Here is a 14,669-nt window from a genome sequence, read left to right on the forward strand (position 1 = left end):
GCTACCGTGCGGTCCGTGCTGGAGATCCATCGGGCCGAACGCGCCGACACCCTCGTCGAGGCGCTCGCCGACGTCCTGGCGGCCGGCTCGGGCGACCCGTTCGCGGCCGAGACCGTCGCGGTCCCCGAGCGCGGGGTGGAGCGCTGGCTGGCCCAGCGGCTCGCGCACCGGCTCGGTGCGGGGACGGGCAGCGGCGGGGTCTGCGCGAACGTCCGGTTCCCGGCGCCGGCCGCGCTGCTCGGCGGGGTCGTCGCGCACGTCACCGGCACCGACCCGGCGACCGACCCGTGGTCGCCCGGCCGGTCGGTGTGGCCGCTGCTGGAGCTGATCGACGAGGCGGTCGCCGCGGGCGGGGACGACCGGTTCACCGCTCTCGCCGCGCACCTGGAGCGGGGTGGGCACGGCCGCCGCTACGCGCTCGCCCGCACGCTGGCCGGGCTGTTCGGCTCCTACGCCACGCACCGCCCCGAGCTGCTGCGCCGCTGGCGTACCGGTGAGGACGCGGTGCCCGCCGACCTGGTGTGGCAGCCGGAGCTGTGGCGCCGCCTGCACGCCGCACTCGGGGTGCCCGGTCCCGCCGAGCGCCTCGACGACGCGGTGGCCCGCCTGCGCGGGGGCGCCGACCCGGGCCCCGAGGTCGGGCCGCGGCTGTCGCTGTTCGGCCCCACCCGGCTGGCCGCCGAGCACCTGACCGTCCTGGAGGCCCTCGCGGCGCACCGGGAGGTCCACCTGTGGCTGCCGCACCCGTCGCCGGCGATGTGGGACGCGGTGCGCGCCGCGCGGACACCGGGGGTGCCCTCGCGCGCCGCCGACACCAGCGCCGAGGCCGTGCGTCATCCGCTGCTGCGCTCGCTCGGCCGGGACACCCGGGAGCTGGCCCTGCGGCTCCCCGCGGCCGGTCCCGGCGTGACCGACACCCACCACCCGGCCCCCGCCGGGACCGGCGCGCCGACCCTGCTGCGCCGCCTGCAGACCGCCCTGCGCGACGACGCCGTGCCCCCCGCCCCGGAGGACCGTCCCCTGCTCGACGCGGACGACCGCAGCGTCGCGCTGCACTCCTGCCACGGCCCGGACCGGCAGGTGGAGGTGCTGCGCGAGGTGCTGCTCGGCCTGCTCGCCGCCGACCCGGACCTGGAGCCGCGCGACATCATCGTCATGTGCCCGGACATCGAGGTGTTCGCGCCGCTGATCACCGCCTCGTTCGGCCTCGCCCCGGACGCGGACTCCCCCGACGGTGCGGGCCCGTCGCGGGAGGAGCTCCACCCCGGGCACCGGCTGCGGGTGCGCCTGGCCGACCGCGCCCTGCGCCAGGCGAACCCGCTGCTGGGCACGGTGTCGTCGCTGCTGGAGCTGGCCGGGTCCCGGGTCAGCGCCTCCCAGGTGCTCGACCTGGTCGCCTCCGCCCCGGTGCGGCGCCGTTTCCGCTTCGACGACGACGCGCTGGAGCGGCTGTCCGAGCTGGTCACCGCGGCCGGGGTCCGGTGGGGGCTCGACGCCGCGCACCGGCGGCCCTACCGGCTCGACGGGGTCGAGCAGAACACCTGGCGGGCCGGACTGGACCGGATGCTCGTCGGCGTCGCGATGGCCGAGACGCCGGGCGCCCCGGCCTGGCTGGGCACCGCGCTGCCGCTGGACGAGGTCGACTCCTCCGACGTGGACCTCGTCGGGCGGCTCGCCGAGTTCGTCGACCGGCTCGCGACGGTGCTCGGTGCGCTGCGCGGCCCGCAGCCGCTGTCGGTCTGGGTGGACGCGCTGGTCGAGGGGCTGTCCGCGCTGACCGACACCACCCCGACCGACGCCTGGCAGGCCGGGCAGGCCCGGGCGGAGCTGGCCGACGTCGTCGCGTCCGCGGGGCCGCAGGCCGCCACGGTCGACCTCGACCTGCCCGACGTGCGCGGCCTGCTCGCCGAGCGGCTGCGCGGGCGGCCCAGCCGGGCCAACTTCCGGACCGGCACGCTGACCGTCGCGACGCTGGTGCCGATGCGGGCCGTCCCGCACAAGGTCGTGTGCCTGCTGGGCTGCGACGACGGGGTGTTCCCCCGCGCCGGCGCCCCCGACGGCGACGACGTGCTGGCCCGCGACCCGGTCGTCGGCGAGCGGGACCCGCGTGGGGAGGACCGCCAGCTGCTGCTCGACGCGATCTGCTCGGCCACCCGGCACCTGGTGGTGGTGTCCTCCGGGGCCGACGAGCGCACCGGTGCCGACCGGCCGCCGTCGGTGCCGGTCGGGGAGCTGTGCGACGCGATCGACGCCTGCGTGCGGACCGGGACCGAGGCGACCGCGTCGCAGGCGCTGCGGGCCCGGCACCCGCTGCAGCCGTTCGACCGGCGCAACTTCACCTCCGGCGCGCTGCTGGCCGCCGGGCCGTTCAGCTTCGACCGGGCCGCGCTGCGCGGTGCCGAGGCCGCGGCCGGGCCGCGCACCGTGACCCCGCTGTTCGGCGCGGACCCGCTGCCTCCGCCGGAGGACCCGCCGGACGGGGTGGTCGAGCTCGACGAGCTGGTCGCGTTCGTCGAGCACCCGGTGCGGGCGTTCCTGCGCCAGCGGGTGCGGGTGCTGCCACCGGAGGAGAACGTCGAGCCCGACGACGCGCTGCCAGTCGAGCTCGACGGCCTGGCCACCTGGAAGATCGGGGACCGGCTGCTGACCGACCGGCTCGCCGGGGCGGCACCGCAGGCCGTCGCCCGGGCCGAGACGCTGCGCGGTGACCTCCCGCCCGGCGGGATCGGACACCGGGTGCTCACCGAGGTCGGCGGGCAGGTCGAGCCCCTGGTCGCCGTCGCCGCGGCGGTCGCGACCGGCGAGGCGGGATCGCAGGACCTCGTCGCGCAGCTCACCGGCACACCGGAGGACGGCCGCGCCGTCGCCGGGACGGTGCCGGGCCTGCACGGCGACGTCGTGGTGCGCGTCGAGTACTCGCGGCTCAAGGCAAAGCACCGGCTGCGGGCGTGGGTGCAGCTGCTCGCGCTCACCGCCGCGCACCCCGGCCGGTCCTGGACGGCGGTGACCGTCGGGCGCGGCCCCGGCGGCGCGGCCCGCTCGGTGCTCGGCCCGGTCGACCCGGGCCTCGCCCGCCGCACCCTGGCCGACCTGGTCGCGCTGCGCCGCGAGGGCCTGCGGGCGCCGCTGCCGCTGCCCACCGACGCCGCCGCCGTCTACGCCCGCAACCGCGCCCGCGGGGTGGTCCCGGCCAACGCGTTCGCCGCCGCGGAGAGCGAGTGGTCGCGCTTCGAGCACGCCGAGGCCCCGCACGTCTTCGTCCGGGGCGCCGCGGGCGGCCCGCTGGTCGTCCGTCCCGAGCCCGGCTCCGGCGGGGAGCCCACCCGCTTCGGGGAGCTCGCCGTCCGGCTGTGGGCACCGCTGCTCGACCACGAGAGGCAGGACGCGCCGTGAGCACCACCAGCGTGTTGTCGGCACCGACCTTCGAGGTCGACGGGCCGCTGCCGACCGGCACCGTCGTGCTGGAGGCGAGCGCGGGGACGGGCAAGACCTACACGATCGCCGCGCTGGCGACCCGCTACGTCGCCGAGGGCGTCGCGGACCTGGACCGGCTGATGCTGGTCACCTTTGGCCGCGACGCCACCCAGGAGCTGCGCGAGCGGGTCCGGGAGCGGCTGGTGGGCACCGAGCGGGCGCTCGCCGCCGTGCAGTCCGGCGCCGCCCCGCCGACGCCGGAGGCCGACCCCGTGGTCGCGCACCTGGCCGCCACCGACCCGGCCGAGCTGGAGCGGCGCCGGGCCCGGCTGGCGACGGCGTCGGCGTCGTTCGACGCGGCGACGATCGCCACCACCCACCAGTTCTGCATGCAGATGCTGGCCGGGCTGGGCGTGGCCGGGGACAACGACCCGGACGCGGAGTTCGTCGACCACGTCGACGACGTCGTTACCGAGGTCGTCGACGACTTCTACGTGCGCAAGTACGCCGCCCCGAACGCGGGCCGCCCGGCGTTCGACCGGGCCGCGGCCCTGGCGCTGGCCCGCCGCGCCGTTGGCGACCCGCAGGCCGAGCTGGAGCCCCGCGACGCCGACCCGGCCACCCCGGCCGCCACCCGGTACGGCTTCGCCTCCGCGGTGCGCCGCGAGGTCGACGCCCGCAAGCGGCGCTCGCGCATCTACAGCTACGACGACATGCTCACCCGCCTCGCCGCGGCGCTGCGCGACCCGGTCCGCGGCCCCGCCGCCCGGGAGCGGCTGCGGTCGCGGTTCTCGGTGGTGCTCGTCGACGAGTTCCAGGACACCGACCCGCTGCAGTGGGAGATCCTGTCCCTGGCGTTCCACTCCGCCCCCGACACCACGTTGGTGCTCATCGGCGACCCGAAGCAGGCGATCTACGCCTTCCGCGGCGCCGACGTGCACAGCTACCTGCGGGCCGCCGACGCGGCGGCGACCCGGCGCACCCTCTCGACCAACCGCCGCAGCGACGCGGCCCTGCTCACCGCGCTGGACGGGGTGTTCGGCGAGGCCGCCCTCGGGGACTCCGGGATCGTCGTGCACCCGGTCCGGGCCCACCACACCGGCCGGCGGCTGACCGCCCGCCACGACGCCCCGCTGCGGCTGCGGCTGGTCGACCGGGACCGGCTCGACCTGACCGGGCGCGGGCTGGCCCGGGCCAAGGGCGCCCGCGCGGTGGTGGCGCGCGACGTCGCCGTCGACCTGTCGCAGCTGCTCGACGGCACCGCCCGCTTCGCGGGGGAACGGCTGCGCCCCGGGCAGGTCGCGGTGCTGGTGCGGACCAACGCCCAGGGCCTGCTGGTGCGCGACGCCTGTGCCGAGGCCGGGGTGCCCGCCGTGCTCACCGGCTCCACCAGCGTGTTCGCCACGCCGGTCGCCGCGGAGTGGCTGACGCTGCTGGAGGCCGTCGAGCAGCCGCAGCGCTCGATGCGGCTGCGCGCCGCCGCGCTGACCCGGTTCGTCGGCCACACCGTCGCCGACCTGTGCGGGCCCGACGCCGAGGGCCTGGTCGACCAGCTCGGCGCGGACCTGCGGGCCTGGCACCAGGTCCTCGCCGAGCGCGGGGTCGCCGCCCTGCAGGAGGCCGTGTTCGCCCGCTACGCCCCCGCCGAGCGCCTGCTGCGCAGCCCCGACGGCGAGCGCGACCTCACCGATGTGCGCCACGTCGGCCAGGTGCTGCACTCCGCGGCGCTGGAACGCCACCTGGGACCGACGGCGCTCACCGAGTGGCTGCGGCACCGGATCGGCGAGGCCGCCCGCGACACCTCCGCCGAGCGGAGCCGGCGGCTGGAGTCCGACGCCGACGCCGTCCAGATCGTGACGGTGCACCGGTCCAAGGGGCTCGAGTTCCCGGTGGTGTACCTGCCGTTCGCGTGGGACCGCTGGGTCGACGACCGGCCCGAGACGCTGCTCTACCACGACACCCCGGCCGGTGCCGGTGGCCAGCGCCGGCTGCTCGACGTCGGCGGGTCCACCGGGCCGGACCGCACCCGGCGCACCGCGCTGCACCAGGCCGAGGAGGCGGGCGAGGACCTGCGGCTGCTGTACGTGGCGCTCACCCGAGCCTGCAGCCAGGTCGTCGCCTGGTGGGTCCCGGGGACGACGACCGCGGCGGCGTCGCTGCACCGGGTGCTGTTCGGGCACGCCGGGCCCGGCGCGGAGCCGGAACCGACCGCGAAGGTCCCCGGCGACGCGAACGCGCTGGCGTTCCTGCGGGAGCGGCTCGCCCCGGCCGGCGCGTCGGTGGAGACCCTGCACGACCGCGACCCCGCCGACCGCACCCCGGTCCCGCCCGACGCCGGGCTGGCCGTCGCGACGTTCACCCGCACGCTGGACACCGCGTGGCGGCGCACGTCCTACACCGCGCTGACCGCGGCCGCGCACGCCGCGCACCACCCGCACCCGGCCGTCGACGCCGAGCCGGAACCGGCCGCGACCGCGCCCGGGGTGCTGACCGAGCCCGAGGACGAGGGCATCGTCGACGAGCCCGACCCCGCCCCGCTGCCCGGTGCGGGCCCCACCGGGGACGCCACGGCGGGCACAGCCGACCCGGCGGCGTTCCCCTCCCCCATGGCCGACCTGCCCTCGGGCACCGGGTTCGGCACCCTGGTGCACGCCGTGCTGGAACACCTCGACACGACCACCGCGGCCGAGGGTGACGCCGCGCTGCGGGCCGAGGTCGTCGCGCACGTCACCGAGGAGCTGCGCCACCAGCCGGCCGACCTCGATCCCGACGAGCTCGCCGACGCGCTCGTCCCGGTGCTGCGGACCCCGCTCGGGCCGATCGCGTCCGGGCTGGCGCTGGCCGACGTCGCCCCGGAGGACCGGCTGTCCGAGCTGGACTTCGAGCTGCCGCTGTGCGGCGGGGACACCCCGACGGGGCGGCTCACCCTGTCCGGGCTGGCCGCCGCCGTCCGCAGGCACCTCGGGCCCGGCGACCCGCTGCACGGCTACGCCGACCTCCTCGACTCCCCCGACCTCGCCGGACAGCCGCTGCGCGGCTACCTGACGGGCAGCATCGACTCGGTGCTCCGGGTCCGTGACGGGGCCGGGGAGCGATTCCTCGTCGTGGACTACAAGACGAACTGGCTGGGCCCGGTCGGCCCGTCCGGGCGCGACCCGCTGACCGCGGCGCACTACACCGCCGACCGGCTGGCCACGGCGATGGCCGACGCGCACTACCCGCTGCAGGCGCTGCTCTACGCCGTCGCGCTGCACCGCTACCTGCGCTGGCGGCTGCCCGGCTACGACCCGGACACCCACCTCGGCGGGGTCGGCTACCTGTTCCTGCGCGGCATGTGCGGGCCGGACACCCCGGTCACCGGGTCCGGGCCGCTGGCCGCGCCGTGCGGTGTCTTCGCCTGGCGGCCACCCGCCGCCCTGGTCGAGGAGCTGTCGGACCTGCTGGACGGAGGCACCCCGTGACGACGACCGCACCCCCCACCCCGGCGCCGACGGCACCCCCGGCCCCCGAGCGGGACCCGTTCGGTCCACGGGCCGCCCGCACCGCGACCGGGGTGCTCGCCGCGTTCAACGAGGCCGAGATCCTCGCGCCGGGCGACGTGCACGTCGCCCGGCGGCTCGCCGCCCTCGGCGGACGCGGCGACCCGACCACCGCCGCCGACCCGGCCGCCGCCGAGCCCGAACCGGTGGTGCTCGCCGCCGCGCTGGCCGTGCGCGCGATCCGCAACGGGTCGGTGTGCGTCGACCTGGTGAAGGCCGCGGCCACGACCGCGGGCGAGGGCGAGGTCGCCGTCGACGTGTCCGGGCTGCCCTGGCCGGAGCCCGCGACGTGGCGCGCGGCCTGCGCGGACAGCCCGCTGGTCGCCGTCGGCGAGGACGGTCCCGCCGGGCGCCCGCTGCGCCTGCTCGGGGACCTGCTCTACCTGGAGCGCTACTGGCAGGAGGAGGAGCTGGTCCGCCGCGAGTTCACCGCGCGCGCCGGGCCGGTCGCGGCCGTCGACCCCGACCGGCTGTGCGCGGCGCTGGACCGGCTGCTCGGCGACCCCGGCGCCGAACGGCAGCGCCTCGCCGCCGCGGTCGCCGCGCTGCGGCCGGTCGCCGTGATCGCCGGCGGTCCCGGCACGGGCAAGACGACGACGGTCGCGGCCCTGCTCGCCGTCCTGCACGACCTGCACCGCGCGGCCGCCCCGCCCGGCGCGCCGGGTCTGCGGGTGGCGCTCGCCGCGCCGACCGGGAAGGCGGCTGCCCGGCTGACCCAGTCCGTCGCCGAGGCCCACGGGCGGCTGCCGGAGACCGACCGGGCCGCCGTCGCGGGGGCGACGGCGTCGACGCTGCACCGGCTACTGGGCTCGCGCGGCGCGTCGGGCCGGTTCCGCCACCACCGGGGCAACCGGCTGCCGCACGACGTCGTGGTCGTCGACGAGACGTCGATGGTGTCGCTGACGATGATGGCGCGGCTGCTGGAGGCCGTCCGCCCGGACGCCCGGCTGGTGCTGGTCGGGGACCCGGACCAGCTCGCGTCGGTGGAGGCCGGTGCGGTCCTCGGCGACCTCGCCGCCGCGGGCGGCCGGGCCGAGCCCGCGCTGCAGGACGCGCTGAGCGCCTGCGGGGCGTTCCGCGTGGACCGGCCCGTCCCGGCGTCCGGCGCCGCGGGCACCCCCGCGCCCGCCGAGCCGGGCCCGCCCGTCGTGATCCCCAACGGGGTGGTGCGGCTGGAGCGCAACTGGCGCTTCGGCGGCACGATCGCGGACTTCGCCGCCGCCGTGCAGGGCAACGACCCGGACGCCGCCGTCGCGCTGCTGCGCCGCGGCACGGCCGACCTGTCCTTCGTCGACGGCGACGCGGCCGAGATCGAGGCACGCCGGCTGGACACGTTCCGCCAGGACGTGACCCGGGCCGCGGTGAACGTGATCGGGGCGGCCGAGGCCGGGGACTCCGAGCAGGCGCTGCGGGTGCTCGACGACCACCGCGTCCTCTGCGCGCACCGCCGCGGCCCGCACGGGGTGACCCGCTGGACCGCGGAGATCGAGCGCTGGGTGGAGACCGAGCGTCCCGGCTTCGCCGCCGAGGCCCCCTGGTACCCGGGCCGTCCGCTGCTGGTCACCACGAACGACTACGACCTGGGCCTGTTCAACGGCGACACCGGCGTCGTGGTCCGGACCGCGTCCGGACGCCGCGCGGTGTTCGCCCGGGACAACTCCTCGGTCGCGTTCGAGCCGGCACGCCTCGGCGGCGTCGGCACCGTCCACGCGATGACGGTGCACCGCAGCCAGGGCAGCCAGTTCCGGCGGATCACCGTGGTGCTGCCGCCCGCGGACTCGCCGCTGATGACCCGCGAGCTGCTCTACACCGCCGTCACCCGGGCCAAGGAGTCCGTGCGGATCATCGGCACCGAGGAGGCGGTACGCGCCGCGATCGGCCGCCCGGCCGGGCGCGCGAGCGGCCTGCAGCAGCGGCTCGGGACCTGAGGTCCCGAGCCGGCGCGGGCACCGTCACGCGGCGGGCGGGGCCTGCTGCTTCTGCCTGCGGCTCGCCTGGAACGACACGAACACGACCAGCGCCAGGCTGATCCACAACGCGTACTTGTCGACGGCGAGCACCACGTCGACGGCGTCCTGCCCGAGGCCGAACCCGAGCCCGGCGACGAGCCCGGTGATCAGCGCGGCGCCGATCGCGTCGAAGAGCAGGAACGTCGCGAGCCGCATCCTCCCCAGTCCGGCGACCGCGAACACCGCGGCGGCCGGGATGCCGGGCAGCGCGGCCGCGACGACGGCGATCGGCATCGCCCAGCGCGGCCAGCTGCGGATCCGGCCGACGAACCGCTTCGCGAGGTCACCGGGCGCCCACAGCGCGACGATCTTCTCGCCCCACCGGCGCCCGGCCAGCCAGAACAGCCAGTCGAACTTGATCATCCCGAACACCCCGGCGGCGATGACGACCCACAGGTCCGCCTCGCCGATCCGGGCGAACGCCGCGCCCGCGCCGACCGCGGAGAGGCTGCCCGTGACCGCGGCGAGCCACACCGGGTGCGACGCCAGCAGGAACGGCCGCAGCGGCATCGTCGCGAGCATGAACACGAGCAGGCCGAGCGTGGAGAAGACGAGCACCTTGTCGCCGCGCGACATCGGGTGGTCCCACGGCATCGCGTCGCGCCACGCCTGCTTGCCCGCCTCGATCTCCTCCGGGCTGTAGTCGCGCCGCCACCACCGGGTCCGTGCGGGGGCGGTCGCGGGCGCGTCCGGTGCCACGGTCGCGACGGCGTCCGCGCCGTCCCCGCGGTCCGCGGCGGACCCGCCGTCTCCCGTCCGTGCGGCCGGCCGGGTGTGGTCGCTCGTCATCGTCGTCCCCCTCGTCCGATGGCGTTCCATCGGAACACGACCCTAGGCGGGCCGGGGTCCGGCCCGGATCCGCAGCGAGGACGAGATGCCCACCGTCCCCGTCCTCGTCCGGGCGGAGGAGGAAACCCCTCGGCGGCGGCCCGCGGCGCCGCTACGCTCCCGCCCCGTGCCGCCGCCCGTCACACCGGCCGACGGGCCGTCCCTCGACGCCCCCGTCACCCTGCGCCCGTTGGTGCGGGCCGACCTGCCCCTGCTGCGGCGCTGGCTGGCCGCGCCGCACGTGCACCGGTGGTGGTTCCACGAGACCACCGACGAGGCGCTCGAACGCGACTTCGGGGCGGGGCTGCGCGGGGAGGAACCGGGCGAGGACCTCGTCGCCGAGCTCGGTGGTGTCCCGGTCGGGCTGGTCCAGCGCGCCCGCTGGCACGACTACCCCGAGGAGGTCGCCGCGATCGCGCCGATCCTGACGCTCCCGGACGGTGCGCTGACCGTCGACTACCTCATCGGGCCGGTGGAGCTGACCGGGCGCGGGCTGGGCCCGCGGATCATCGCCGCCGCCGTCGCCGAGGGCTGGGAGCGCTACCCGGAGTCGACGGCGGTGGTCGTCCCGGTCGCGGCGGGCAACCGGGCGTCGTGCCGGGCGCTGGAGAAGGCCGGGTTCCGCCGGGTCGCGACCGGGGAGCTGCCCCCGGACAACCCGGCCGATCCCCCGCTGGCCCACGTGCACCGGCTCGACCGGCCCGCCCGTCTGGGATGATCCCTGCGTGCCTCCCGTGACCAGCGCCGGACTCCTGCTGCACCGGGCCGGGCCGGGCGGCCCGGAGGTGCTGCTCGGCCACATGGGTGGACCGTTCTGGGCCCGCAAGGACGAGCACGCCTGGTCGCTGCCCAAGGGCGAGCACGGCCCCGACGAGAGCCCGCTCGACGCCGCCCGCCGCGAGTTCACCGAGGAGATCGGCGCCCCGCCGCCCGACGGCGAGCCGGTCGGGCTCGGCACGGTCCGCCAGTCCCACAAGACCGTCACCGCCTTCGCGCTGGACGGGTCCGGCTTCACCGGCGCCGACGCCGTCGCCGACCGTCCCGACGACGGCAGCTGGGTCGAGATGGAGTGGCCGCCCCGCTCCGGGCGCACCCTCCGCTTCCCCGAGCTGGACCGCGCCGCGTGGTTCGACCTCGCCACCGCCCGGGAGAAGATCGTGAAGGGTCAGGTGCCGTTGCTGGACAGGTTGGCCGCGCTGCTCGGCGGGTAGTCGACCGCCATGGCGAGCAGCATCAAGGACGACGAGATGTACGAGCGTCTCCGCGAGGAGGGCAACTCCAAGGAGAAGTCCGCGCGGATCGCGAACGCCGCGGCCGCCGAAGGTCGCGACACCGTCGGCAGGCGCGGCGGCGAGCACGGCGACTACGAGGACCAGACCAAGGACCAGCTCTACGCCCAGGCGCAGAAGGTCGGCATCCCCGGCCGCTCGGACATGACCAAGGACGAGCTGATCCGGGCCCTGCGCGAGCACTGACATCATCGGGGCATGAGCCGCCGTCACGACCACGACGCCGGGGGCGACCCCGGGACCCTCGCCCGCAAGGCGGAGCTGCGCGAGGAGGTCTGGACCGCGCTGACCGAGCAGAAGGCCTCCCGGTTCCCGGGGGCGCGGAACCGGATCTCGAACTTCGTCGGCGCCGAGGCCGCGGCCCGGCGGCTGCGCGAGCTGGACGTGTGGCGCGCCGCCCGCACCGTGAAGTCCAACCCGGACTCCGCCCAGCTCCCGGTGCGCCGGTACGCGCTGGAGGACGGCAAGACCGTGTACATGGCCGTCCCGAGGCTGGCCGAGGACGACCCGTTCTTCCTGCTGGACCCCGACCACCTCGCCGACCCGCCCCACCGCGCCGTGTCGATCAAGAACGCCACGCGGTCGGCCCGCCGGGTCGCCGTCGACGAGCTGGAGCCGGTGGACCTCGTCGTCACAGGCTGTGTGGCCGTCGGCGCGGACGGGGCGCGGCTGGGCAAGGGCGGCGGGTTCGCCGACCTGGAGTTCGCGCTGGCCCGCGCGGCGGGACTGATCTCCGACGACACCCTCGTCGTCACCACCGTGCACGAGCTGCAGCTGCGCGACGCCGGCGTCATCCCGTGGGCGGACCACGACGCGCCGGTCGACCTGATCGTCACCCCGGACCGCGTCGTCGACTGCCGGGAGCACCGCCGGAACCGCCCCGAGGGCGGCATCGTGTGGGAGTCCCTCACCGAGGACAAGATCGCGGCCATCCCGCTGCTGGGACGGCTGCGCGAACAGGCACGCGCATGAGGATCGTCTGCGAGCGCGGGGACATCACCGAGGCCCGGGTCGACGCCGTCGTCAACGCCGCCAACTCCGGCCTGCGCGGCGGGGGCGGCGTCGACGGCGCCATCCACCGGCGTGGCGGGCCCGCGATCCTCGCCGAGTGCGAGCGGCTGCGCGACGGCGACCTGCCCGACGGGCTCCCCACCGGACAGGCCGTCGCGACGACCGCCGGGGACCTGCCCGCCCGCTGGGTGATCCACACCGTCGGACCGGTGTACGCGCGGCGCGAGGACCGGTCGGCGCTGCTGGCGAGTGCCTACCGCGAGTCGCTGCGGGTCGCCGACGAGCTCGGCGCCCGGACCGTCGCGTTCCCCGCCGTCTCGGCCGGGATCTACGGGTGGCCGCTCGACGACGCCGCCCGGATCGCCGTCGCCACCGTCCGGGAGGTCGCCGAGGCGGGCACCGCGGTGACCGAGGTCCGGTTCGTCCTGTTCAGCGACGACGTCCTCGCCGCGTTCGAGACCGCCCTAGGCTGACCCCATGATCACCGTGAACGGCCACACCCCGCAGGTCCACGAGCAGGCCTGGGTGGCGCCCGGCGCCGTGCTCGCCGGCGAGGTGAGCGTCGGTGCGGAGACCGGGATCTGGTACACGTGCGTGATCCGGGCCGACTTCGCCCCGATCACCCTCGGCGCCCGCACCAACGTGCAGGACGGCTCCGTCCTGCACGCCGACCCCGGCTTCCCGGCGACCGTCGGCGACGGCGTCACCATCGGCCACCGCGCGGTCGTGCACGGCTGCACCGTCGAGGACGACGTGCTGATCGGCATGGGCGCGGTGCTCATGAACGGGGTGCACGTCGGCGCCGGGTCGCTGATCGCCGCGGGTGCGGTGCTCACCCAGGGCACGGTGGTGCCGCCCGGGTCGCTGGTCGCCGGGGTCCCGGGGAAGGTGCGTCGCGAGCTCGGCGAGGCCGAACGGAACTCGATCCCGCTGTCGGCCGCCGCCTACGTCCACCTGCTGGGCCTGCACCGCGCCGCCAACGCCTGACCCAGCCGTCGCCGGCGCCCCGGATCCGGTCCCCCGGTCACCGGCCCGCCGGACCACGCGCGGCCCCGCACACCGGCCGCGCGCCGGGTCGGAGAACGCGCGCCCGATCGAGGACGCGTTCTCAGGTCCGGCGCGCGTGAACCGGGCGCGGGACCGACGCGTGAACGGGGCGCGGGAGCAACGCGTCGCCCGGGGCGGGTGCGGGTGGGCCGGAGGGACGGCGTCAGCGGCCGGTCAGCCGGGCGGCGAGCGTCGCGACGCCGTCCCCGGTGAGCCGGTCCAGCACCGCCGGGCGCCCGCAGGCGGCCAGCAGCACGTCGACACCGTGTCCCCGGACCTCCGCGCCCTCGCCCCGCGCGAACCCGGCGTCGTCGGCGACGAACCGCAGGCCCGCCACCCGACGCCGCGTGGTGAACGCGAGCGGGACCGTCCCGACCACGAAGTCGAGCGCGATGCGCACGTCGGCGGGGTCGGGGTCGAACGGCAGCCCGAGCGGGACGGTGACGTCGGCGGTGTGCACGATCGCGTCGGTCATCGGGCCCCGCGCCCCGATGCCGGGCGGGGCGAAGGAGCTGTCGGCCCGGTCGCGCAGGACCGCGACCAGCTCCTCGACCGGGCGGGTCGCGTCCCGCCGCGCGGCCCGGTCGACCGCCCGGTCCACGTTCCCGCGCGCCCGCAGCACCTGGACCAGGAACGACGGCACCGTCGTGGTCAGCGCGGACACCAGGTGCCCGGCGACGGTCCGCACGTCCCACCCGGCGCACAGGCTCGGCGCCGCGAGCTGCGCGGCGTCGAGTGAGGAGACGAGGTCGGCGAACCCGCGCCGGTACCGGGCGGACACCGCGACGACGGCGGCGTCGGGCAGGTCGGAGGTGGTCACGGCGGTGAGCCTAAGCAGGCCGGACCCGGCCGTGGAAGGCGCGGATGTGCGCCTCGATCCGGTCCGCGGCCAGCGCCCCGTCGCCGTCGGCGATGGCCGCGTGGATCTCCCGGTGCTCGGCCCGCAGCCGCTCGCGCAGCGCGGGCCAGTCCCCCTGGGCCTGCATCGCGTCGAGCAGCATCCCGCGCACCGACTCCCGGATCGCCCGGGTCAGCTCCCCCACCAGGCGGTTCCCGGCCGCCGCAGCGATCGCGACGTGGAAGGCGATGTCGGCGTCGCTGAAGGCGGCCGGGTCGAGGTCGTCGTCCATGACGTCCAGCGCGGCCGTCCACTCCAGCAGGTCCGACGCCGAACGCCGGCGCGCGGCCAGCCCGGCGGAGAACCGCTCGAACATGACCCGGGCCTCGGTGACGTCGTCCACCGGGAACGAGTCGACCGCCAGGTGCAGGGCCAGCACCCGGCCGAGTGCCCGCGCCGGGGCCGGCACGACGACCGTCCCGGAGTCCGCGCCGGTGCCCACCTGCGAGCGGATCACGCCCTGGGCCTGCAGCACCCGCAGCGCCTCGCGGACCGCCTGGCGGGACGCACCCAGCGTCGCGGCGAGCTCGCGCTCCGGGGGCAGCCGGTCCCCCGGGCGCCACTCGCCACTCGTCAGGCGCTCCTCGACGTGGGCGAGCACCATCTCGTGGGCGGCGGGAACACGCACGTCGTC

Annotated in this window: 12 protein-coding genes; 9 read left to right on the forward strand and 3 right to left on the reverse strand. The window is 77.2% G+C overall.

Translation table 11 applies throughout. The features are described from left to right. Positions 1 to 15: 15 nt before the first annotated feature. From recC to recD, 3 genes are read left to right on the forward strand one after another with little or no spacing between them, the layout of a single operon-like run. Positions 16 to 3,393 (forward strand): exodeoxyribonuclease V subunit gamma, encoded by a 3,378-nt coding sequence (gene recC, locus DMP17_RS34840; RefSeq protein WP_226357575.1) that lies wholly within the window; start codon positions 16 to 18, stop codon positions 3,391 to 3,393. Then, entirely contained in the window at positions 3,390 to 6,875 is a 3,486-nt protein-coding gene (locus tag DMP17_RS34845; RefSeq protein ID WP_337831767.1) for a UvrD-helicase domain-containing protein, read from the forward strand. The genes recC and DMP17_RS34845 overlap by 4 nt, the downstream gene beginning before the upstream one ends. Then, complete coding sequence (gene recD, locus DMP17_RS34850; RefSeq protein ID WP_337831768.1) at positions 6,872 to 8,881, forward strand: exodeoxyribonuclease V subunit alpha; 2,010 nt, start codon at positions 6,872 to 6,874, stop codon at positions 8,879 to 8,881. The genes DMP17_RS34845 and recD overlap by 4 nt, the downstream gene beginning before the upstream one ends. Positions 8,882 to 8,905: 24 nt before the next feature. Here recD and DMP17_RS34855 read toward each other — a convergent pair whose 3' ends face one another. Further along, positions 8,906 to 9,751 carry a DedA family protein gene (locus DMP17_RS34855; protein WP_226357578.1) on the reverse strand — a complete coding sequence of 282 codons (846 nt, stop codon included), beginning with the start codon at positions 9,749 to 9,751 and terminating at the stop codon, positions 8,906 to 8,908. 166 nt (positions 9,752 to 9,917) lie between these two features. On the opposite strand from DMP17_RS34855, the gene DMP17_RS34860 reads away from it, so the two are divergent. Genes DMP17_RS34860 through DMP17_RS34885 form a run of 6 tightly spaced genes read left to right on the forward strand, consistent with a single transcriptional unit; the run spans position 9,918 to position 13,077 of the window. After that, positions 9,918 to 10,508: a GNAT family N-acetyltransferase gene (locus tag DMP17_RS34860; RefSeq protein ID WP_337831769.1), complete on the forward strand. Its 591-nt coding sequence runs from the start codon at positions 9,918 to 9,920 to the stop codon at positions 10,506 to 10,508. A 16-nt stretch (positions 10,509 to 10,524) separates the two neighbouring features. Beyond that, positions 10,525 to 11,001, forward strand: coding sequence for an NUDIX domain-containing protein (locus DMP17_RS34865; RefSeq protein WP_374203913.1), 477 nt, complete (start codon positions 10,525 to 10,527; stop codon positions 10,999 to 11,001). A 9-nt stretch (positions 11,002 to 11,010) separates the two neighbouring features. Further along, positions 11,011 to 11,265: a DUF7218 family protein gene (locus DMP17_RS34870; RefSeq protein ID WP_226357581.1), complete on the forward strand. Its 255-nt coding sequence runs from the start codon at positions 11,011 to 11,013 to the stop codon at positions 11,263 to 11,265. A gap of 12 nt (positions 11,266 to 11,277) precedes the next feature. Then, positions 11,278 to 12,051, forward strand: a complete 774-nt coding sequence (locus DMP17_RS34875) for a 5-formyltetrahydrofolate cyclo-ligase (RefSeq protein ID WP_337831770.1) — start codon at positions 11,278 to 11,280, stop codon at positions 12,049 to 12,051. Next, positions 12,048 to 12,563 (forward strand): O-acetyl-ADP-ribose deacetylase, encoded by a 516-nt coding sequence (locus DMP17_RS34880; protein ID WP_226357583.1) that lies wholly within the window; start codon positions 12,048 to 12,050, stop codon positions 12,561 to 12,563. The genes DMP17_RS34875 and DMP17_RS34880 overlap by 4 nt, the downstream gene beginning before the upstream one ends. A 4-nt stretch (positions 12,564 to 12,567) precedes the next feature. Next, positions 12,568 to 13,077 carry a gamma carbonic anhydrase family protein gene (locus DMP17_RS34885; protein ID WP_337831771.1) on the forward strand — a complete coding sequence of 170 codons (510 nt, stop codon included), beginning with the start codon at positions 12,568 to 12,570 and terminating at the stop codon, positions 13,075 to 13,077. A gap of 223 nt (positions 13,078 to 13,300) precedes the next feature. Here the strand turns inward: DMP17_RS34885 and DMP17_RS34890 are convergent, their stop codons facing one another. Further along, positions 13,301 to 13,957 (reverse strand): maleylpyruvate isomerase family mycothiol-dependent enzyme, encoded by a 657-nt coding sequence (locus DMP17_RS34890; protein WP_337831772.1) that lies wholly within the window; start codon positions 13,955 to 13,957, stop codon positions 13,301 to 13,303. A 10-nt stretch (positions 13,958 to 13,967) separates the two neighbouring features. After that, the gene (locus tag DMP17_RS34895; protein WP_337831773.1) at positions 13,968 to 14,663 is read right to left on the reverse strand and encodes a FadR/GntR family transcriptional regulator; all 696 of its coding nucleotides are present in this window, start codon (positions 14,661 to 14,663) and stop codon (positions 13,968 to 13,970) included. Positions 14,664 to 14,669: the final 6 nt, after the last annotated feature.

The organism is Pseudonocardia sp. TMWB2A (assembly GCF_017312135.1).

Bases quoted from the DNA above. Each gene is read 5' to 3' on its own strand.
- DMP17_RS34885 (WP_337831771.1), top strand. From the start codon at position 12,568: ATGATCACCGTGAACGGCCACACCCCGCAGGTCCACGAGCAGGCCTGG.
- DMP17_RS34855 (WP_226357578.1), bottom strand. From the start codon at position 9,751: ATGACGAGCGACCACACCCGGCCGGCCGCACGGACGGGAGACGGCGGG.
- DMP17_RS34880 (WP_226357583.1), top strand. From the start codon at position 12,048: ATGAGGATCGTCTGCGAGCGCGGGGACATCACCGAGGCCCGGGTCGAC.
- DMP17_RS34870 (WP_226357581.1), top strand. From the start codon at position 11,011: ATGGCGAGCAGCATCAAGGACGACGAGATGTACGAGCGTCTCCGCGAG.
- DMP17_RS34875 (WP_337831770.1), top strand. From the start codon at position 11,278: ATGAGCCGCCGTCACGACCACGACGCCGGGGGCGACCCCGGGACCCTC.